The sequence below is a fragment of the Rathayibacter sp. AY1F8 genome (genome assembly GCF_002932165.1).
Lineage (GTDB): Bacteria > Actinomycetota > Actinomycetes > Actinomycetales > Microbacteriaceae > Rathayibacter.
Map to the genome: position 1 here is coordinate 1 of NZ_PSVB01000029.1, position 20,590 is coordinate 20,590.

The following is a 20,590-nucleotide window of genomic DNA, read 5'->3' on the forward strand; positions in this document are numbered from 1 at the left end:
CTCCCCTTCATCCCCCTCCCCGAGAGGATCCGCCATGAGCACCGACACCCTGCACGGCACCGCCGACGCCGAGGACGCGCTGAGTCCCCTGCCCGACTCCCGGCGCACCGCCCGGCTCGACGGGCAGTTCTGGATCTGGGCCGGCGCCAACATCGCCCCCATCAACTGGGTGCTCGGCGCCCTCGGCGTGAACATGGGCCTCGGCCTGGCGGACACCGTCACCGTCCTCGTGCTCGGCAACGTCGTCGGGATGGCGGTGTTCGGCTTCTTCGTCCTCCTCGGCCAGCGGACGGGGGCGACCGGGATGCTCGTGGGACGGGCGATCTTCGGCCGGCGCGGCAACTACGTCCCGGCCGCGATCCAGGCCGTGGTCGTGATCGGCTGGTGCGCCATCAACACCTGGATCGTCCTCGACCTGGTCATCGCGCTCCTCGGCTCCGTCGGCGTCGTCGACCCGGAGCAGGCGAACGTCGGCTGGAAGATCGCGGTGGCCGCGGTGATCATGGCGGTGCAGGTCGCGATCTCCTTCCTCGGCTACCGCGCGATCGCCGCCTTCGAGCGCTGGACCGTGCCGCCGACCCTCCTGGTGCTGGCGATCATGTCGGTCGTCGCCTGGTTCTTCCTCGACATCGACTGGTCCTACGCCGGCCCCGCGGAGGGCGCGCTCACCGGAGGCGACCGCATCGCGGCCATGTCCATCGTGATGACCGCCATCGGCATCGGCTGGGGCCTCACCTGGCTCGCCTACGCCGGCGACTACTCCCGCTTCGTCGGACCCCGCTCCTCGAAGCGGGGGCTCTACCTCGCCAGCGTCCTCGGCCAGTTCATCCCGGTGGTCTGGCTCGGCGTCCTCGGCGCGACCCTCGCGACGAAGAACGGCTCCGTGGATCCCGGGGAGCTGATCGTCGAGAACTTCGGCGCCCTCGCGATCCCCGTGCTGCTCCTGGTGGTGCACGGTCCGATCGCGACCAACGTCCTCAACATCTACTCGTTCGGCATGGCGACCCAGGCCCTCGACATCCGGCTCGGGCGCCGCGCGCTCAGCCTCATCGTCGGCGTCCTGGCCTTCGCGGCCGCGGTGTTCTTCGTCTTCCAGGACGACCTCGCCACCACGCTCGACGCGTGGCTGGTCGGCCTCGTCGGCTGGGTCGCCCCGTGGGGTGCGATCGTGCTGGTGCACTACACCGTGTTCGAGCCGCGCGTCCGCTCCTTCGGGCACCTGTTCGCCCCCGTCGGCTCGCCGCTGCTGCCGGACGTCCGCTGGCGGGCGCTGCTCTCCTTCGCGATCGGCGCGACCCTGACCTGGCTGTTCATGAACGGCTCGGTGCCCGCCCTGCAGGGTCCGGCCGCGACCGCCCTCGGCGGCGTCGACGTCTCGTGGCTCGCGGGCGGAGTCTCGGCCGGCATCGCCTACCTCCTGCTCGGCCGGGACGCTCCCGCCTGGGTCGAGCGCCGGGAGTCGGCCGCGCCGGTCGCCGCGGAGCCCGAGCCCGTCCGCGGCTGAGCCCGAGCCCCTCCGCGGGCCGGCCCCCTCGCGAGTCGGCCCGCCCCGTCCCACCCCGCACCACGAACGGAACCGCCATGCCCCTCTTCCTCTCCGACGCCGCCGTGATCACCATGGACCCGGTCTCGGGCGCCGTCCCGATCACGGCGAGCATCCGCATCGTCGACGAGCTGATCGTCGCGATCGGCCCGGGCCTCGTCCCCGAGCCGGGCGACGAGGTGATCGACGGGCGCGACCGCCTGGTCGTCCCCGGCTTCATCAACGCCCACACCCACTCGTGGGAGTACCTCTACAAGGGCCGCTACGACAACCTGCCGCTCGAGCTGTGGATGCTGCTGTCGTACCCGATCCTCGGGAACAGCCGCGTCGCTCCGGATCTGGTGCGGCTGCGCTCGTCGCTCTTCGCCCTCGAAGCGCTGAAGGCCGGGGTCACGACCCTGGTCGACGACGTGCTCGAGAACCCGGACCAGGACGCGGAGCAGCTCGCCGCGGTCTTCGACGCGTACGACGAGATCGGAGTCCGCGCCAACATCTCGGGCCACGTGATCAGCAGGCCCTTCCACGAGACGATGCCGTTCCTCGAGGAGTACGTGCCCGCGGAGATCCTCGACCAGGCGCGGTCGGCGTCGCGCCCGACGACGGAGGGCTACCTCGCCTTCAGCCGCGAGGCGTTCGCGACCCAGCACGGGAGGGGAGGCGGTCGGCTGCGCTACATGGTCGCGCCGTCCGCTCCTCAGCGCTGCGGGCCCGAGCTGCTCGTGGGGGCGACCGAGCTGGCGCTCGAGCACGGGGCGGAGTGCCATATCCACGTCCTCGAGACGAAGACGCAGCTGGTGACCGGGGAGCTGTCCTACGGCTCGACCCTGGTCGAGTACATGGAGCGGATCGGCGCGCTCTCGCCGAACACGACCTTCGCCCACGGGATCTGGCTCACCGACTCCGACATGGAGCGGATCGCCGCCGCCGGCACGTCCGTCTCGCACAACCCGATCTCGAACCTCAAGCTCGGCTCGGGCATCGCCCCGTGGCGCGCGCTGCACGACGCGGGCGTGAACCTCGGCCTCGGCACCGACGGCTGCTCGAGCAGCGACTCGCCGCGCATGCTCGACGTCGTGAAGGCCGCGGCGCTCCTGCACAAGGTCACGGATCCGGACATCGCCACCTGGCCGACCGTGTCCGAGGTGCTCACGGCCGGAACGATCGGAGGCGCGCGCAGCGCCGTGCTCGACGGCGTCACCGGCAGCATCGAGGTCGGCAAGCAGGCCGACCTCGTCGTCTACGACCTCGAGACGCTGAACTTCACCCCGCGCCAGCGGCTCGAGAACCAGCTCGTCTACTCCGAGAACGGCTCGTCGATCGACACCGTGATCGTCGCGGGCCGGATCGTCGTCTCGAAGGGCGTCTCGACCACCGTCGACGAGGCGGCCCTCCGCGCGGATCTCGCCGCGCAGCTGGGGGAGATCGTGGCCTGGCAGGACTCGCTGGACCGCACGAACGGCCTGCTCACCGAGCCGTTCCGGCGGATGTACGAGCGGGCGATGCGCCACGACGCCCCCGTCGACCGCTTCAGCGGCCGCCGGCTGGTCTGAGGGCGGGCCGCCTCCCGGCGGACTCCCGGCCCGGCACACGGACGGGCGGGGGCGCGGCTCCAGTAGGTTGCGCACATGAGGTGGCGAGCGGGAGCGGTGGCGGTGCTCGTCCTCGCGCTCGCCGGGTGCACCGCGCCGGCCGACCCCGAGCCGACGACCGGGCCCACGACAGCCCCCGTCTCCGGGCCGGTGGTCGGCGGTTACGGCGACCTGCACGTCGCGCCCGACGGGTCGATGATGTTCTGCTACTCCGACCCCGATCCGGGATTCACGGGCGTCTGGCGCGAGTGCCAGGACGGGATCCGCACCGTGGGCGTCGACCCGGCCGCGATCGACGCGACCCTCGGGGAGACGGCGACGGCCGATCCGGGCGGGCACCGCTGGGTCGGCGCGGCGGCCGGGAAGCGCACCGCCGAGGACGGCACCGACGTCTACACCGTCTTCCTCGCGGGGACGCGCACGGACGTCGCCTTCACCGTGACCGCGGTCGGCGAGGGCGCCTACCGCGTGCCGTCCGAGTACCAGGAGCTGCAGCCGGGAGTGCCGGGCGGGTTCCTGGTGCGGCTCGAGCCGATCGGCTGAGCGGGGGCGCCGGCGCGGGCGGAGGAGCGGAGCGGGGCGCAGCGGCGGGAGGGGCGGAGTCGGCGGACTCGCGCACCCCCCGCCCGACCCTCACAGCGGGCGCGGCCGGTACCGCTCGATCAGCGCGTCGAACAGGCCGTTCATCCGCTCGTCGACCACGCGGCGCGACTCGTCGGCGTCGTACCACTCCACGATCTCGCGGGCGCCGTCGCTGAAGCGCACCGAGGGGGAGTAGGCCGGGACGAGGCGGCGGATCTTCGCGTTGTCGAACACCATCGAGTGCGCCTTGTCGCCGATGATCCCGGCACCGAGCTCGGGGTCGGCCGCGGCGATCGCGTCGGAGGCGACGTGAACGAGGCGCGGCTCGACTCCGGCCGCAGCGGCGAGGTCGTGGTGGATCTCGTCCCAGGTCGGGGTCTCGTCGCCGGTGATGTGGAAGGCCTCGCCGATCGCGGCGGAGGCGCCGAGAAGCCCGACCAGGCCGACGGCGACGTCGTCGGCGTGCGTGAGCGTCCAGAGCGAGGTGCCGTCGCCGAGGACGACCACCTCTTGGCCGCGCCGCATCCGGTCGACGACGGTCCAGCCTCCGTCGACGGGCAGCGCAATCCGGTCGTAGGTGTGCGAGGGGCGGACGATCGTGACCGGGAAGCCGCTCGTGCGGTACTCGGCCACGAGCAGGTCCTCGCACGCGATCTTGTCGCGGGAGTACTGCCAGTAGGGGTTCCGGAGCGGAGTCGACTCGGTGACCGGGAGGCTGCGCGGCGGCTTCTGGTAGGCCGAGGCCGAGCTGATGAAGACGTACTGGCCCGTGCGGCCGGCGAACAGGTCGATGTCCTGCTGCACGTGCTCGGGCGTGAAGGCGACGAAGTCGATCACGGCGTCGAAGCTCCGGTCGCCGAGGGCGGCGGTGACGGAGTCGCGGTCGCGGCCGTCGGCCTGCACCTCGCGGACGCCCTCGGGCAGCGGGCGGAGCGACGTCCGCCCCCGGTTCAGCACGGTCACGTCGTGGCCGAGCCGCAGCGCCTCGCGGACGCAGGCGGCGCTGATGATGCCCGTCCCGCCGATGAACAGCACGCTGAGCGACATGGATCCTCCTCCGGCGGCGCCCGCGGCGGACGCCTCCCGACCCGATTCCCCCACATCGGGACGCCGCACGCGAGTCCCTTGACCCGGCTACCGCTCGACGGGACGCCGTTGCTCGTCCTCCGGCTCGGGGGCGAGCAGCGCCTCCGGAGCGGCCGCCGCGGTCGGCACGTCGGGCGCCGTCCGCTGCTCGAGGGAGCGGCCCCAGGCCGTGCCCACGAGGATCAGCGCGATGCCGAGGAAGCCGACCGGCGCGATCGGATCGCGGGCGAGCGCGACTCCGACGACCGCGGCCCACACCGGCTCGGTGCCCAGCAGCAGGCTGACGCGGGAGGGCGAGGTGCGGCGGACCGCCCACGTCTGCACGAGGAAGCCGAAGACGGTGCAGACCAGGACGAGGTAGAGGAACAGGCCGGCGCCCACGGGGTCGAGCCCCGCGACGTACTCGGGGATCGGCACGCCGACGACGAGCGACGCGGCGCTGAAGACGACGGCGCAGGTGCCGAGCTGCACCGTGGTCAGGCGGAGGGAGTCCATCGGCGCCCGCGCCGAGAGGCGGTGCATCGACGTGACGTGCACGGCCCGCACGACGGCGGCGCCGAGGATCAGCAGGTCGCCGGGGGAGAGCGGGCGGAGGGCGCCGTTGCCCGCGAGCAGCGCGACTCCGACGACCGCCACGAGGCATGCGAGCAGGAAGCGGCCCGGGAGCCGGCGCTTCGAGACGGCGGAGTCGAGGATCGGCGTGATCACGATCGTCAGGCTGATGATGAGGCCCGCGTTGGTGGCGGAGGTGCCGGCGATGCCGTAGGTCTCGAGCGCGAAGATCGTCGCGAGCAGCGCCCCGATGGTCACGCCGACCCGCCACTCCGCCGCGGTGATCCGGTGCCGCCGCGCCGCGACGATCACGGCCAGGCACAGCGCGGCGAGGGTCATCCGCGAGCCGAGCAGCGCCATCACGCTGGAGTCGGTGACGAGCTCCTTCGCCGCGAAGTAGGTCGAGCCCCAGGAGGCGGCGACCACGAGCAGGAGGAGGTCGACCCGGAAGCGGGAGAAGAGAGCGCGCACGGCTCATCGTGGCGGCACGGAGACCCGCAGGACAAGACTGCATCTTCTTCGCCGACGCGTAAGTTGGAACTCATGGAACTCGGACAGCTCAGGGCTCTGCGGGAGCTCGGCGAGCGCGGGAGCATCGCCGCCGTCGCCGCCGCGATGCGGGTGTCCCCCTCCTCCGTCTCGCAGCAGATCAGCGCGCTGCAGCGCCGCACCCCGACGGCGCTGACCTTCCGCGACGGGCGCCGGACCGCGCTGACCCCCGCCGGCCGCGCTCTCGCGGCGGCCGTGGTCGAGGTGGAGGTGGCGCTCGAACGCGCGGCCCGGGCGGTCGCGGACTTCGAGGGGGAGCCGAGCGGCACGGTCTCGGTCGCCGCGTTCCACAGCGCGGGGCTGGCGATGTTCGGTCCGCTGCTGGAGGCGCTGCGCGCACCGGGTCTGCCGGGTGTCGCGCTCGCCGACTTCGACGTGGCGCAGAGCGCCTTCGCCGGGCTGACCGCGGACCACGACCTGGTCGTCGCGCACCGGCTCGCCGGCAGCGCCGAGTGGCCCGGGACCGTGCGCTCCACGCCCCTCCTCTTCGAGCCGCTCGACCTCGCGCTGCGGCGCGACCATCCGCTCGCCGCGAAGGACGTCGTCCGTCCCGCCGACCTCCGCGACGAGGAGTGGGTCGCGGTGCACGAGGGCTTCCCCCTGGAGCGGGCGATCGACGCCATCGCGGTCCTCGCGGGCGGCGACGCGCGCATCCCGCACCGGATCAACGACTTCCTGGTCGCGGCGGCGGTCGTGTCGGCGGGCGACGGCGTCGCGCTGCTGCCGCGGTACACGACCGACCTGCGGCGCACGCCGGAGGTGGTGCTGCGGCCGCTCGGGATCCCGGGGCTCGGCCGCCACATCGACTGCCTCGCCCGACCCGAGACGCTGGAGCGCTCGGCCGTGCGGGTCGTGCTCGAGCAGCTGACCGGGATCGCCGCGGGGCTCGCCGCCGCGCCGTAGCATCGTGCCGTGCACCGCCTGATCGAGACCACGGCCGGAGACCCGGCCGCCACGGACCTCTTCGCCCTGCAGGAGGCCGACCTCCTCGCCCGCTACGGCGGCGACGACACCGGTCCGCGTCCGCCCGCCGACGCTCCGACCCTGCTGCTCGAGGTCGACGGCGGGCTCGTCGGCTCCGTGGCGCTCGCGGTCGAGGACGGCATCGGCGAGATCAAGCGGATGTTCGTGGTGAGCGCCGCGCGGGGCCGCGGGCTCAGCCGTGTGCTGCTCGCCGGCGTCGAGCGGCTGGCGGCCCGCGAGGGCGTGGAGCTGCTCCGACTGGTCACCGGCACGGAGCAGCCGGAGGCGATGGCGCTCTACGCGAGCGCCGGCTACGACCCGATCGCGGGCTACGGCTACTGGGGCGACGAGCCGAGCGCGCGCTGCTACGCGAAGCGGCTCGACCGCGAGGCGCTGCTCGCCGACGCGGGCTGACGCCGGGCTGGCGCTGGGCTGATGCCGGGCTGCCCGTTCGGCCGTCGCGGGCCGGCGACGGACTGACGTCGGGTTCTGCGCTCGGCCGTCGCGGGCTCTCCGGGCCGCTCGGTCCAGGGTGCTCGCGAGTCGGGCCGCCCGCTCGGAGGGTCCGTATCGGCGAGTCCGACGGGGCATCTGCGACGTCGTGCACGACTGGTCGGCGGTGCGGAGAAGCTGCTGAGGATGAGGCGCGGGAGGCGCGGCGCGCCGCCTCAGGGCAGGTTCGCGCCAGAGCGGCCTCGAGCGGCGTGCCCCGTCGCGGAGCAGGCGACTCTGTCGGAGCGGCACGGGCATCCTCCCGCGCCTCTCACCCGACTCTGCCCCCGATACCCAGGGGTGCACGATGACAGAAGGACTCCGATGCAGAACGAAGACACCAGCACGCCGACCGGCGCCCCCGATCGTCTGACCCAGCGCCGAACCGTGGTGAAGGGCGCCGCATGGGCGATTCCTGTTGTGGCCGCCTCGATCGCCGCTCCGATGGCGTCGGCCTCAACCGCCCCCCAGTGCGCCCTGCAGGACGCGCAGCGCATCGACGCCACCTCGACCACCGCGCTCGCGGCCCGGACGATCCCCGTGCCCGCGGGAACCCAGTGGGTCCGCTTCACGGCGGTCGGCGGAGACGGCGGCGGCGTCCGCACCGGGTCGGACGTCACCAGCGCCGGTGCGCGGGTGACGGGCACCATCCCCGTCGACGCGCTCGGCGGAGCGTCCGAGATCGTCATCACCGCGGGCTCGGGCGGCAGCAACCAGGCCGGCGGCCGGGGGCTCGGCAACGGCGGGGCTCCGGGCACTCCGGGCTACATCGGCTCCGGAGGAGGGGGCGGGGCCAGCGGGATCACCGCCGCGGGCTCCCTGCTCGTCATCGCGGGCGGCGGCGGCGGTAGCGCAGCCGGCTTCACCTCGAACGACTTCACCCGGTCCGCCCGCGTCGGGCCGAACGCGGGGTCCGGTGGTCCCGTCGGCGGCTCCGGCTACGAGAGCGCCGTCTCGCGCGCGGACAGCAGCACCGGCTCCACCGAGCAGGCCCGGAGCACTGGCGGAAGCCAGACCGGGCCGGGGCAGCCCGGTGTGACGACGGTGAACGTGACCGAGACGGTTCTCGGCAGCCCGGGCTCCGGGCGCGACGGCGGTGCCGGCGCAGCCAGGACGAACGCGAGCCGCCAGGTGACCTACGCGTCCGGTGGTGGCGGCGGCGGCTACTTCGGCGGTGCCGGCGGCGGCACCTCCCTGTGGGTGCGCGGTGGCGGCTCCTACGCGGCCAACGCGTCGACGGGTGCAGGAGGCAGCAGCTTCGCCGCGTCCGGCGTGACCGTCGAGAACTCCGACGTCGACACCCGTTCGCAGACGATGGGCTACGTGGAGGTCGCCTTCTTCGTCTGCGAGTAGCGCCTGCCCGACGGCCAGACGAGCCTCCGTGGTCACCCGCTCCGGCGTGCGACCACGGAGGCTCGTCGTCGTCACCGTCCGCTCCACGTCGTCCCCGTCCTCCTGATGTCCCATCACCATATCAGTATGGGGCAGGAGGCGCCAGCCCTCACTCCTCCTGCGGCTCCGCGCCGTCGTGCTGCAGGCGCACCAGGACGCGGCGGAGGTGCATCGCCGCGAGGACGCCGGGCCCGAGGGTCCGGGAGGTCGCGGCGGTCCGCTCGTCGACGACCTGCACGAGGTGCCGGATCGCGCGGGCCGCGCCCCCGATCGCCCGGTGCGCGGCGGGGGAGCCGGCGTCATCGCGGTCGATCGCGTCGGCGACCGCCCGGCAGGCCTCGCTCAGCGGCGGGCCGAGGGCCGGATCGAACGGGAGCGCGCCCGGCCGCTCCCAGATGGTGTCCGCGAGGGCGCCGCTCAGATCGCGGACGTGGAAGAGGATCGCGTCGAGCGTCTCGAGGCGGAGGTGGTCGGGTCGGGAGTCGCGCCGGTGCAGCAGCGCGCGCGGGTTGCCCTTGCGGCTCTCGTCCGCGTCCGCGAGGGCCGCGCGGACCTCCTCCGCCGTCCGGGCCAGCTCCTCGCCGTTGCGCGCCCACGCCTCGTGCTCGGGCGGCCACGTCTCCTCGAGCGCGGCGGCCAGCTGGCGCAGGTGCTCCGCGAGCTCGCGCTGGAACGCGTCGACCCGGGCGGACGCCGCCTCGACGGTGAGCCCGGGGGCGACGACCACGTTCACCAGCAGCCCCACCACCACGCCCACCGCCATCTGCACGAGGTAGCCGAGGGAGTAGTCCTCGGCGTCGGCCCCGCCGATGATCAGCACGAAGAGGGCCGCCATCGGCACGTACTCGCGGCCCGCGCCGAACCACCCCGTCCCCGAGAGGACCACGCCGATCCCGACGACGAGCGGGATCGTCCACCAGGTCGGGCCGACGGTGGCCACCACGAGGGCGGCGAGCCCGATCCCCGCCGCCAGGCCGAGCAGGGTCTGCAGTCCGGTGCGGACCGAGCCCATCAGGGTCGGGTACATGCTGACCAGGGCGCCGAGCGGCGCGTAGTACGGGTACTGCTCCGCGACTCCGGGAGCGAGCGGCGCGACGGCCCAGGCGATGCCGACCGCCAGCGCCGTCTTGAGAGCGAGCATGAGGCGCGAGCCGGTGACCGCCTCCCGCCAGGCGAGGGCGGCGCGGGACGTCCGGGTGCGGGGCATCCCGGCACCCTAGGCGAGGGGCGCGGCCCGTCTCTCCCCTCTTGACAGCGGCGGCGGAGGCCCGAGCGACGGTGGAGGGCCGAGGGCGGCGGCTCGGGACGGCGGTGCTGATCACGACTCACGACGAACGTCCGATCCGGCCCACGTCGCCTGCGCCGTTCCACGGGGCGCCGCGGATCCTTCCTCCGTGACGAAAGCGACCGCGCGGACCGCAGGCGCCGTGAAGTGATGCCACCCCCGCTCACGGGGGCCGTTGAGTTTGCGCAGACGCCCTGTTACCGTGAACAAACCGTGCAGCTGGCGGCGTCGGAGGCCTCGAGGTGGAGGTCGCGCCGGATCCTGCGAGTCACGGCGAGTTCTTCTCCGAGGTCCACCGGGCCTCTCCCCTTGGCGCCCTCCGGCGCCTCTCCGCAGCCCCCCAGCCCCCGGGGGCGCGCCGCTCACGGTGCGCCTCCGGGCCCCACGCCGCCCCTTGACGATGGAGTCACGATGACGACCGCATCGACGCCCGTCGACGCCGAGCTCCCCCGATCCGCGGGGCTCCGGCGCCACCACACGGCCGGGCTGCTGATCCTCCTCGCCGCGGTGGCTCCGCTGCCCTACACCGCCGCCTCCCCGGCCGTCGCCCTCGGCGAGCCGACCTCCACCGACCCGATCGCGCCGGACACCGCCGACCCCGCGATCGAGTTCCACGACGGCGACTGCTCCATGGTCGCGACAGCCCGGGCAACCCCGTCGTGATGCGGAGGGCGCCCACCCTCGCGGCACTCGGCACCACCGCCCCGACCACCGGGTACACCGACATGAACCCCGGCGGCTGATCCCTCGTGCCGGTCGAGCGGCTGCCCCTCCCTGCCTGTCGAGCAGCCGCCCAGCGGCGTATCGAGCCCCTCGTGCTCCGCACACAGGTTCCGACACGCCCCTGACGGCGCTGCTCGACCGAGCAGGGCTCGGCACCCCGAGATCCTCTCCCCCTCCCCGAACCGCACCACTCCACCGAAGGAGCACCATGCCCCCCACCACCACACCCGCGCGGCGAGCGCCGCTGCGCGCAGCGCTCGCCGCGCTCGGCCTCGGAGCAGTGCTGCTCTCGGGCCTCGTCGCCCCGGCTCCGGCCGCGCAGGCGGCCGATGCCGTGATCCCGCAGCAGGGCCTCCTCGCCGACTACCGGTTCACGCAGACCACCGGCAGCACGGTCCCGAACACCGTGAGCGGAGGCGTGGGAGCCGCCACCGTCCGCAACGCGACCGACGCGCTCTGGACCGGCACGTCGCTCCGCCTCACCGGCGGCCCCAAGAGCAGCACCACCGCCCCCTGGGTGCAGCTGCCCGCGAACCTGCTGACCGGTCGCTCGTCGGCCACCGTCACGATCGAGACCCGCGCCGACGCGTCGATGCTCTCGAACTTCCACTTCCTGTGGAACATCGGCAGCGACAGCACGAACCAGTACTGGTTCGCGTCCGTCCGCGACCGGGTGCGCACCGCGATCACGACCAGCGGAGGGAACGGCGAGAACAACGCCCGCAGCGCCTCCGCCCTGACCGCCGACCGCTGGTACAGCCTCACCTCGGTGATCGACGGCAGCGCCGGCACGATCTCGTTCTTCGTCGACGGCGTCCAGGTCGCCTCGGCGCCCACCGCTCTGCGCCCCTCGTCGGTGGCGGACCAGTCGCTGAACACGATCGGCCGAGCACCGTACCCCGACCCGTTCTACACGGGCGAGGTCTCGGCGTTCCGCGTCTACGACCGCGCGCTCACCGGGGCGGAGGTGGTGGCCGTGTCGAGCGTCGACGCGAAGCCTCACGCCTCCACGTTCTCCCCGATCGCCGCCGCCGTGCTGGCCGGGGTCGCCCCGCTCACCGTCGACGACTCGACCACGAACCTGCCCGACTACGGGGGAGCGGTGACCTGGTCCTCCAGCGACCCGACCCTGCGCGTCTCGGCCGACGGCCGCACCCTCAGCGCCGACCGCCCCGCCGTGGGCCAGGCCGCGCGCGCCTCGACGCTCACCGCGACGGCGTCGATCCGCGGAATCGTGCAGACCCGCTCGATCGCCGTGACGGTCGAGCCGCAGGTCGGCGTCGACACCCCCTACGGCTACATGATGGTCCACTTCGTCGAGGACTCCCAGGGCTACGCCGAGAAGATCTACCTCGACGTCTCCCGCGGCGACGACCCGGAGAAGTGGGACCCGCTCAACGGCGCGAAGCCGATCCTGGCCTCCGACCTCGGCACCACCGGTGTCCGCGACCCGTACCTGACCTACAACCCCGACACGAAGAAGTACTACATCATCGCCACGGACCTCCGCGTCTTCGGCGGCGACCGGGGCCCCAGCACCTGCGACACCTGGTGCTACTGGACCACCAAGGGCAGCACGAAGATGAACGTCTGGGAGTCGAGCGACCTCGTGTCGTGGAGCGACGTCCGCCAGTTCGACGTGGCGCTCGACGCCGCGGGGACGAAGAAGCTCGAGGCCGGCATGATGTGGGCTCCCGAGGCCACGTGGGTGCCGGACTACGCGGGACCCGGCAAGGGCGCGTTCGTCGTCTACTGGTCCTCGACGGTCTACCCGACCGCGGCGCACACGCCGGGCACCGGATCCTCCCGCGTGCTCTGGGGAGCGACCACGGACTTCACGCAGGCCACCTACTCGTACGGCGGCACCTTCATCGACACCGGGGCCGACACGATCGACACCACGCTGATCCAGGACTCCGGCACGACCTACCGGATCTCGAAGGACAACGGCACCGGCAAGGGCATCTACATGGAGTCGACCACCTCGGCGACCTGGTGGCTGCCGACGACCTCGTGGACGCAGATCCAGTCGCGCATCGGCGCGGTGTGGTCCGGCGGCAACCCCGGTGGGGTCGAGGGCCCCGCGGTGTTCAAGGACCACGGCGAGGACACCTGGTACCTGTACGTCGACGTGATCCCCGCGACCGGCTACAAGCCGATGGTGACGAACGACCTCGACACGGGCTGGACCCAGCTCACCGACCCGGGCTTCTCGCTCGCCTCGTCGACCAAGCACGGCGGCATCGTCTCGCTGACCGCGGGGCAGTACGCCGAGGTCCGCTCGGCCGACGCCGCCTCCGCGGTCCGCTCGGACCTCGGCGAGGTGACGGTCGCCTCCGGCACCGACGCCGCGGCGGCTCTGCCCGCCCGCGCCGACGTCGTGCTCGCCTACAACCGGGGCACCGCCTCGCAGCCGGTCACCTGGAACACCTCCGCGGTGGCGACGGCGCCCGGCCGCTACTCCGTCACCGGAGTCGTCCGCACGATCGGTGCGAACGACAACCAGTGGGTGGGCGCGAACGGATCGACGGCCTACAACGCCGCCGACCGTCGGCTCTCGAGCTCCACGGCCGTCACGGTCACCGCGACCGTGGTGGTGACGGCACCGACCTCGACGCTCACCGCGTCCACCCGCTGCGTCGCGGGCAAGGTCGTCGTCACCGGAGTGGTGAAGAACACGGGCACGACGCCCCTCTCGGTCGTCATCCGCTCGCCGTTCGGCGCCTCGCAGACGCTGACCGCCGCCCCCGGCGCCAGCGCCTCGGCCGCCTTCACCACCCGTCAGGCCTCGGTCCCGGCCGCCTCGCTCACCGCGGGCGCCCTGACCGCGGCCTACCCGGCGCGCACCTGCTGACGCACGCGCGCCGCTGACGCCGAGACGGCCCGCCCCCGCCGAGACACCGCCCCACTGCGGTGCCTCGGCCGGGAGCGGGCCGTCTCGGCGTCGAGCGCCTCGGAGCTCCGCGGCGGCCGCCCCACATCCCGGCACGGCAGGCTGTACGGATGAGCGCGCCTGGAACCACCGACCCCCTCGACCACGTCCGCGTGCGCGGCGCCCGCGAGAACAACCTCCGGAGCATCGACGTCGACGTGCCGCGCGACGCCCTCGTCGCCTTCACGGGGGTCTCCGGATCGGGCAAGAGCTCGCTCGCCTTCGGCACGCTCTACGCGGAGGCGCAGCGCCGCTACTTCGAGTCGGTCGCCCCCTACGCGCGGCGGCTGATCGACCAGGTCGGCGTGCCGGACGTCGACTCGATCGAGGGCCTGCCGCCGGCCGTCGCCCTCCCGCAGCGGCGCTCCGGAGGCTCGGCCCGCTCCACGGTCGGCAGTGCGACGACGCTCTCGAGCGTGGTGCGGATGGTGTTCTCGCGCATCGGCGCCTACCCCGAGGGCGCGCCGATGCTGCTCGCAGAGGACTTCTCGGCCAACACCGTGCAGGGCGCGTGCCCCAGCTGCCACGGCATCGGCCGGGTCTACGACGTCCCCGACGAGCTGATGGTGCCGGACGACTCCCTCTCGATCCGCGACGGGGCGCTCGCCGCCTGGCCGACCGCCTGGCACGGCAAGCAACTGCGCGACAGCCTGATCTCGCTCGGACACGACATCGACGCTCCGTGGCGCGACCTGCCCGCGGAGGACCGCGACTGGATCCTGCACACTCCTGACTCCCCGCAGGTTCCCGTGTGGACCGACCGCTCTCCCGCGGAGGTGCGCGCGGCCGTGGCCGCCGGTGACGAGCCGCGCTACATGAGCACGTTCCTCGGGGTGCGCCGCTACGTGCTCGACACCTTCGCCGGCTCGAAGAGCGCCCGGATGCGCGAGCGCGCGGCCTCGTTCGTCGTCAGCGTCGCCTGCCCGGTGTGCGGCGGCCGGAGGCTGAAGCCCGACGCGCTCGCCGTCACCTTCGAGGGGCTCGACATCACCGAGCTGTCAGCGCTCCCGCTCGAGGAGCTGGTCGTCGTCGCGCGGCGCGTGCTGGAGCCCGGCTGGACCCCGGCCGACGGCGCTCCGCAGACCCGCCTGGCCGCGCAGCGGCTGGTCGAGGACCTCGTCGCCCGCCTCGCGCCGATCGTCGACCTGGGCCTCGGCCACCTCTCGCTCGACCGCTCCACGCCGACGCTCTCCTCGGGGGAGCTCCAGCGGATGCGCCTCGCGACGCAGGTGCTCTCGCGCCTCTTCGGCGTCGTCTTCGTGCTCGACGAGCCGTCCACGGGCCTGCACCCCGCCGACACGGAGGCGCTGCTCGGCATCCTGCGGACCCTGCGCGCGACCGGCAACACCGTCTTCTTCGTCGAGCACTCCCTCGACGTCATCCGCGAGGCCGACTGGATCGTCGACATCGGCCCGGGCGCGGGGTCGGGGGGCGGCACCGTCGTCTACTCCGGCCCGCTCGACGGCCTGCCGGGCGCCCGCGGCTCCGTCACCCGCCGCTACCTCTTCCCCGAGGGCGACCCGGCGCCGCTGCGCTCCCGCCGCACCGCGGAGCAGTGGATCGAGCTCGCCGGAGTCTCGCGGCACACCCTCGACGACCTCTCCGTCGCGTTCCCGGTCGGGGTGCTCACCGCGGTCACCGGTGTCTCCGGATCGGGCAAGTCGACGCTCGTGAACCAGGCGCTGCCCGATCTGCTGCGCGCCTCGCTCCGCGCCGACGTCGCCGAGGACGCGCCGGCCGAGGAGGGCGGGGAGGCGGACCCGCTGCTCGACGCGGCCGCGGCGGCGACCCGCGGCACCGCCTCCGGGCCCGCGGACCGCCTGCGCCGGGTGGTGCAGGTGACCCAGACCCCGATCGGCCGGACCTCGCGCTCGAACGTCGCGACCTACACGGGCCTGTTCGACCGGGTGCGGACGCTCTTCGCGGCCACACCGGAGGCGAAGCGCCGCCGCTTCTCGGCGAGCCGCTTCTCCTTCAACCTGCCCAGCGGGCGCTGCCCCGTCTGCAAGGGCGAGGGCTCCGTGGAGGTGGAGCTGCTGTTCCTCCCGACCGTCGAGGCGCCCTGCACGGCGTGCGGCGGCACCCGGTACAACGACGAGACCCTCGAGGTCACCCTGGGCGGCCGGACGATCGCCGACGTCCTCGCGCTGAGCGTCGCCGATGCGCGCGAGGCCTTCGCCGAGGACCGCGAGGTCGCCCGCCACCTCGACGCGCTGGTGGACGTGGGGCTCGGCTACGTCTCGCTCGGCCAGCCGGCGCCCGAGCTGTCCGGGGGAGAGGCGCAGCGGGTGAAGCTCGCCTCGGAGCTGCGTCGCGCCCAGCGCGGGGACACGCTCTACCTGCTCGACGAGCCGACGTCGGGCCTGCACCCCGCCGACGCCGACCGCCTGCTCGAGCACCTGCAGCACCTGGTCGACGCGGGCAACACGGTGATCGTCGTCGAGCACGACATGCGCGTCGTCGCCGACGCGGACTGGGTCGTGGACCTCGGCCCGGGAGCGGGCCGGGCCGGCGGCTCGGTGGTCGCGACGGGCACTCCGGAGGAGGTCGCCGAGGCCGCGGGCAGCCGCACCGCTCCGTACCTCCGGGCGGCTCTGGACCGGCGCCGCTGAGCACCCGAGGACCCTGTCAGTCCTCTCACCGAAACCTCACCGAAAACAGTTGTTAACGGTAACATTCGAGGCGGCCCGCCCCCCTGGGCCGGATTTCTCAACGACGAGAGGCCTCACGAATGCGACGACGACTCCCCCTGGCCACCGTGGCGGTGATGGCGCTGACGGCGGGTCTCCTGTCGGTCGGCCCCACGGCCCAGGCCGCCCCTACCACCTCGCTCGACGCCGCGAAGGTGCTCGAGCTCCCGTTCGACGGGTCGCTCGCCGACACCAGCGGTCGTGGTACCGCCCTCGGGATGCAGAAGGGCACCGCCTCCTACGGCACCGGCCTGAACGGCCGGGCGTTCGAGTTCACCGGATCGAACGCGATCTCGCTCGGCACTGCGGCGGCGCTGCAGCCCGCCGACCTCACCGTCTCGTTCTGGTACAAGCCGACCAGCGCGATGACCGGTGAGCAGGTCTTCACCTGGAACAAGACCGCCTACAACTCCGACGGCTGGTACCTCACCTCCGAGGGCGACGGCACTCCGCTCGCCCTCTCGATCGGCCCGTCCGGCGGTCAGCCGTACAAGGTCGCCGTCGAGACCGCCCGCTCCGGCTTCTTCCCCGCGGGGGAGTGGACGCACGTGGTCGCCACGTACGACAAGAGCACCAAGGCCGTCGCCTTCTACCGCAACGGGGTGAAGCAGACCGCCGTCGTCAAGACCGCGCCGTCCTCCTCCGCATCCGGCGTCCTCGGCTCCGAGAGCACCTCGACGAAGACCCTCGGCTTCAACGGCCCCCAGTACAACGGCGCGCACCTGCGCGGCCTGCTCGACGACTACGCGCTCTACAACGGCGTCGCGACCACCACCGACGTCGTCGCCCTGACGAAGGCCGGCAACCCCTCCTTCGACCCCGCGAGCATCGCCCGGGCCGACCTCGAGCTGGTCGCCCCGCCCGCGAGCACCAGCACCGGCTTCACCCTGCCCACCGTCGGCGCGAAGGGGTCCGCCCTCAGCTGGACCTCCTCCGACCCGGCGACCGTCGCGATCAGCGGAGGCACGGCCGCGGTCACGCCGCCCACCGGCTCCGCGACGCAGGTCGTCCTCACCGGCTCCGCCACCTACGGGGGCAGCACCGCGGTCACGAAGACCTACACTCTCCAGGTGCAGCCCCGGGGAGTGAAGACGTCGAACTACCTTCTGGAGGCCGGCCTTTCCGACGTCTCCGTGCAGGACCCCTACCTCGAGAACGGGGAGCAGCAGACCGTCGAGTACCTGCTGAGCCTCGACCCCGAGATGTTCCTCTACTCCTTCTACCGCGAGGCCGGGCTCACGCCGACCACCAGCGGCGGATACGGGGGTTGGGAGCGCGAGAACGGCACCCGGTTCCAGGGCCACTTCTTCGGCCACTACCTCTCGGCGCTCTCGCAGGCCTACGCGACCGAGGAGGACGCGGCCACCAAGGCGGCTCTGCTCGCGAAGCTCACCGCTTCCGTCGACGGTCTGAAGAAGGTCCAGGACGCCTACGCGCTGAAGGACCCCGCGAACGCCGGCTACGTCTCGCCGTTCCCGACCCGCTACCTCCCCTCGGGCGGCGACGGCCTGCTCGTCCCCTTCTACAACCTGCACAAGGTGCTCGCAGGCCTCCTCGACGCCCACGACCAGGCGCCCGACGCCGTCTCGCAGAAGGCGCTCACCGTCGCCGGCGGCTTCGGCAGCTGGATCACCGCCTGGGCGGGCCGCCAGGCCAACCCCGGGCAGCTCCTGAACACGGAGTACGGCGGAATGAACGAGGCGCTCTACCGCCTGTACGAGACCACGCACGACCCGGCCCACAAGCGCGCGGCCGAGTACTTCGACGAGACCGCGCTGTTCCAGAAGCTCGCGAACAACGAGGACGTCCTCAACGGGCTGCACGCGAACACGACCGTCCCGAAGCTGATCGGCGCGCTGAAGCGCTACCGCGTCTTCACCGACGACCCGGCGCTCTACGCCACGCTCACCGCCGCGGAGAAGTCGGATCTCGACATGTACCGCCGTGCCGCCGAGAACTTCTGGCGCATGGTCGACGAGACCCACACCTACGCCAACGGCGGCAACAGCCAGTCCGAGCACTTCCACGCCCCAGGCACCCTGTACGAGTACGCCACGAACGGCCAGACCACCGGCTACGGCGAGAACTCGACCTCCGAGGGCTGCAACATCTACAACATGCTCAAGCTCACCCGGGCGCTGTTCCAGGTGACCGAGGACGTGAAGTACGCCGACTTCTACGAGGAGACGTTCATCAACGGCGTCCTCTCGGTGCAGAACCCGGACACCGGCATGGTGACCTACTTCCAGCCGCAGACCGCGGGCTACGCCAAGGTCTTCGGGCACGAGCTCGACGAGTTCTGGTGCGACCACGGCTCGGGTATCGAGAGCTTCACCAAGCTCGGCGACTCGATCTACTTCGAGAAGCCGAAGACCGTCTTCGTGAACCAGTTCCGCTCCTCGGTCCTCCGCTCCTCCGCGAACAACCTCCGGCTGACCCAGACGGCGGACATCCCGAGCACGGACACGGCGACCCTGAGGGTCGAAGCGCTGGCCGGAGGAGCCGTGGCCGCGGACACGACCCTCAAGCTGCGCGTGCCGTCCTGGATCGACGGAGCGCCGACGCTCACCGTGAACGGTGCCGTCCGTGCCGTCACGGCCCAGGCCGGATACGTCTCGGTCGCCGTCGCCGCCGGTGACGTGCTGACCTGGAAGCTGCCCGCCGCGGTCAGCGCGGTCGCGGACACGGAGAACCCCGACTGGACCGCGTTCCGCTACGGACCGGTGCTGCTGGCGACCGAGCTCAACCGCTCGAACGTCGAGGCGTCCTACGTCGCCGGCGTCCTGGTGCGCATGGGCACGGCCGACAAGTCCGTGAACTCGAACGTCGTCGTCGCGGACTCCGCGGCCTGGAAGTCCGCGGTCCGCGGCAACCTGGTCCGCCTGCCCGACGGCGCGGACGGCAACGGCCGCACGACGATGCGCTTCGGCATGAAGAACGTCGACGCCGCGTCCGCCGCCCGGGTGTTCACTCCGTACTACAGCCTCTACAACGCCCGCTACGCGACCTACATGACCCTGATCGAGCCCGACTCGGCCGCGGCCCAGGAGCTGATCCGGACGCAGAAGGAGCAGCTGCGCGTCGACGAGACGACGATCGACTCCCTCACCTCCTTCGACAACAACAACAGCGAGGCCGACAAGAACTACAAGACCGCGCGGTCCTCGGTGGGGACCTGGCGCGGCGAGGGGTACCGCGACGGCGAGCGCTCGGCGGAGGCGTACTTCCAGTACGACATGATCGTCGACCCGGCTCTGCCGGCGAACTACCTCGGGGTCCGCTACTACGGCGGCGACGCGGGACGCACCTTCGACGTCTACCTCAACGACGTGAAGCTCAAGACCGAGGTGGTCTCGGGAGCGGCCGGAGCGACGAGCTGGTACGTCCAGTACGACCGGATCCCGGCGTCGATCCTCAGCGGTCTCGCCGCGAAGGACAGCTACAAGCGCGACCAGAGCGGGAAGTACGTGCTCGACGCGAAGGGGCAGAAGATCCCCGTCGTCACGGTGCGCTTCCAGGGCACCGGATCCAGCTACGTCGGCGGTGTCTTCGGGGTCTACACGACCGAGTCGACCACCTACGCTGCGGACCCGGAGCTGACGAAGCTCTCCTCCGACGTCGGGACGCTCTCGCCGGCTCTCGCCGCCGGGGTCAGGGACCACACGCTCACGGTGCCGGCCGGTACGACGAGCGTCTCGCTCGACCTGGACCCGGCCGTGCCCAGCGGCCTGGTGAAGGTCGACGGCGTGCTGATCGACGACACCGTCCGCCGCACCGTGCCGCTCGCGGCCTCGGGGACGACGAGCGTGGTCGTCGAGTCGTCGGCGCAGGACCACACGACGACAGCGACCTACCGCCTCTCCATCGTCCGCGCCTCCGCGGCGACGGTGCCGACCACCGTGACGGCCACCAGCCGCTGCGTGGCGGGCAAGGTCGTGGTGACGGTCTCCGCTCGGAACGACGCGAAGGTCCCGGCGGCGATCACCCTCGGCTCCGCCTGGGGCTCGAAGGCGTTCACCGGGATCGCTCCCGGGTCGAGCGCCTCGCACGCCTTCACCACCCGCGCCGCCTCGGTGGCCGCGGGCTCGGCGACGGTGACCGCGACGGCGACCGTGGACGGAGCATCGGTGACCACCACGAAGCAGGCCGCGTACTCCGCTCTCACCTGCAAGTGACGTGACGACGACGGCCGCCGGGGATCGCCCCCGGCGG

General features: G+C 72.8%; 13 protein-coding genes. 10 read left to right on the forward strand and 3 right to left on the reverse strand.

What is annotated here, in order from left to right; all coding sequences use genetic code 11:
• Window positions 1–34: 34 nt before the first annotated feature.
• From C5C35_RS15310 to C5C35_RS15320, 3 genes are all read left to right on the forward strand, one after another.
• Window positions 35–1,504 (forward strand): cytosine permease, encoded by a 1,470-nt coding sequence (locus C5C35_RS15310; RefSeq protein ID WP_104234359.1) that lies wholly within the window; start codon window positions 35–37, stop codon window positions 1,502–1,504.
• Between the two features lie 77 nt (window positions 1,505–1,581).
• Window positions 1,582–3,093 carry an amidohydrolase family protein gene (locus C5C35_RS15315; protein WP_104263506.1) on the forward strand — a complete coding sequence of 504 codons (1,512 nt, stop codon included), beginning with the start codon at window positions 1,582–1,584 and terminating at the stop codon, window positions 3,091–3,093.
• A gap of 75 nt (window positions 3,094–3,168) precedes the next feature.
• Window positions 3,169–3,675, forward strand: coding sequence for a hypothetical protein (locus C5C35_RS15320; RefSeq protein WP_146076913.1), 507 nt, complete (start codon window positions 3,169–3,171; stop codon window positions 3,673–3,675).
• Between the two features lie 90 nt (window positions 3,676–3,765).
• Here C5C35_RS15320 and C5C35_RS15325 read toward each other — a convergent pair whose 3' ends face one another.
• Window positions 3,766–4,761 (reverse strand): SDR family oxidoreductase, encoded by a 996-nt coding sequence (locus tag C5C35_RS15325; protein WP_104263508.1) that lies wholly within the window; start codon window positions 4,759–4,761, stop codon window positions 3,766–3,768.
• 87 nt (window positions 4,762–4,848) lie between these two features.
• Window positions 4,849–5,823 carry a DMT family transporter gene (locus C5C35_RS15330; protein WP_219814192.1) on the reverse strand — a complete coding sequence of 325 codons (975 nt, stop codon included), beginning with the start codon at window positions 5,821–5,823 and terminating at the stop codon, window positions 4,849–4,851.
• Between the two features lie 72 nt (window positions 5,824–5,895).
• On the opposite strand from C5C35_RS15330, the gene C5C35_RS15335 reads away from it, so the two are divergent.
• From C5C35_RS15335 to C5C35_RS15345, 3 genes are all read left to right on the forward strand, one after another.
• On the forward strand, window positions 5,896–6,804 hold the full coding sequence (locus tag C5C35_RS15335) for a LysR family transcriptional regulator (RefSeq protein WP_104263509.1): 909 nt from the start codon (window positions 5,896–5,898) through the stop codon (window positions 6,802–6,804).
• Between the two features lie 9 nt (window positions 6,805–6,813).
• Window positions 6,814–7,278, forward strand: a complete 465-nt coding sequence (locus C5C35_RS15340) for a GNAT family N-acetyltransferase (protein ID WP_104263510.1) — start codon at window positions 6,814–6,816, stop codon at window positions 7,276–7,278.
• A gap of 402 nt (window positions 7,279–7,680) precedes the next feature.
• Window positions 7,681–8,709, forward strand: coding sequence for a hypothetical protein (locus tag C5C35_RS15345; protein ID WP_146076912.1), 1,029 nt, complete (start codon window positions 7,681–7,683; stop codon window positions 8,707–8,709).
• Window positions 8,710–8,857: 148 nt separating this feature from the next.
• Here C5C35_RS15345 and C5C35_RS15350 read toward each other — a convergent pair whose 3' ends face one another.
• The gene (locus tag C5C35_RS15350) at window positions 8,858–9,955 is read right to left on the reverse strand and encodes an aromatic acid exporter family protein (RefSeq protein ID WP_104263512.1); all 1,098 of its coding nucleotides are present in this window, start codon (window positions 9,953–9,955) and stop codon (window positions 8,858–8,860) included.
• A gap of 489 nt (window positions 9,956–10,444) precedes the next feature.
• On the opposite strand from C5C35_RS15350, the gene C5C35_RS15355 reads away from it, so the two are divergent.
• From C5C35_RS15355 to C5C35_RS15370, 4 genes are all read left to right on the forward strand, one after another.
• Entirely contained in the window at window positions 10,445–10,696 is a 252-nt protein-coding gene (locus C5C35_RS15355; protein WP_104263513.1) for a hypothetical protein, read from the forward strand.
• 268 nt (window positions 10,697–10,964) lie between these two features.
• Window positions 10,965–13,610 carry a LamG-like jellyroll fold domain-containing protein gene (locus tag C5C35_RS15360; protein WP_104263514.1) on the forward strand — a complete coding sequence of 882 codons (2,646 nt, stop codon included), beginning with the start codon at window positions 10,965–10,967 and terminating at the stop codon, window positions 13,608–13,610.
• A 149-nt stretch (window positions 13,611–13,759) separates the two neighbouring features.
• Window positions 13,760–16,300, forward strand: a complete 2,541-nt coding sequence (locus tag C5C35_RS15365; protein ID WP_104234493.1) for an excinuclease ABC subunit UvrA — start codon at window positions 13,760–13,762, stop codon at window positions 16,298–16,300.
• 119 nt (window positions 16,301–16,419) lie between these two features.
• A complete protein-coding gene (locus C5C35_RS15370; RefSeq protein ID WP_104263515.1) occupies window positions 16,420–20,553 on the forward strand; it encodes a beta-L-arabinofuranosidase domain-containing protein in 4,134 nt (1,377 codons plus the stop codon).
• The last annotated feature ends 37 nt before the right edge of the window (window positions 20,554–20,590 follow it).

Bases quoted from the DNA above. Each gene is read 5' to 3' on its own strand.
- C5C35_RS15345 (WP_146076912.1), top strand. From the start codon at position 7,681: ATGCAGAACGAAGACACCAGCACGCCGACCGGCGCCCCCGATCGTCTG.
- C5C35_RS15310 (WP_104234359.1), top strand. From the start codon at position 35: ATGAGCACCGACACCCTGCACGGCACCGCCGACGCCGAGGACGCGCTG.
- C5C35_RS15350 (WP_104263512.1), bottom strand. From the start codon at position 9,955: ATGCCCCGCACCCGGACGTCCCGCGCCGCCCTCGCCTGGCGGGAGGCG.
- C5C35_RS15320 (WP_146076913.1), top strand. From the start codon at position 3,169: ATGAGGTGGCGAGCGGGAGCGGTGGCGGTGCTCGTCCTCGCGCTCGCC.
- C5C35_RS15365 (WP_104234493.1), top strand. From the start codon at position 13,760: ATGAGCGCGCCTGGAACCACCGACCCCCTCGACCACGTCCGCGTGCGC.
- C5C35_RS15315 (WP_104263506.1), top strand. From the start codon at position 1,582: ATGCCCCTCTTCCTCTCCGACGCCGCCGTGATCACCATGGACCCGGTC.
- C5C35_RS15325 (WP_104263508.1), bottom strand. From the start codon at position 4,761: ATGTCGCTCAGCGTGCTGTTCATCGGCGGGACGGGCATCATCAGCGCC.
- C5C35_RS15335 (WP_104263509.1), top strand. From the start codon at position 5,896: ATGGAACTCGGACAGCTCAGGGCTCTGCGGGAGCTCGGCGAGCGCGGG.
- C5C35_RS15355 (WP_104263513.1), top strand. From the start codon at position 10,445: ATGACGACCGCATCGACGCCCGTCGACGCCGAGCTCCCCCGATCCGCG.
- C5C35_RS15370 (WP_104263515.1), top strand. From the start codon at position 16,420: ATGCGACGACGACTCCCCCTGGCCACCGTGGCGGTGATGGCGCTGACG.
- C5C35_RS15360 (WP_104263514.1), top strand. From the start codon at position 10,965: ATGCCCCCCACCACCACACCCGCGCGGCGAGCGCCGCTGCGCGCAGCG.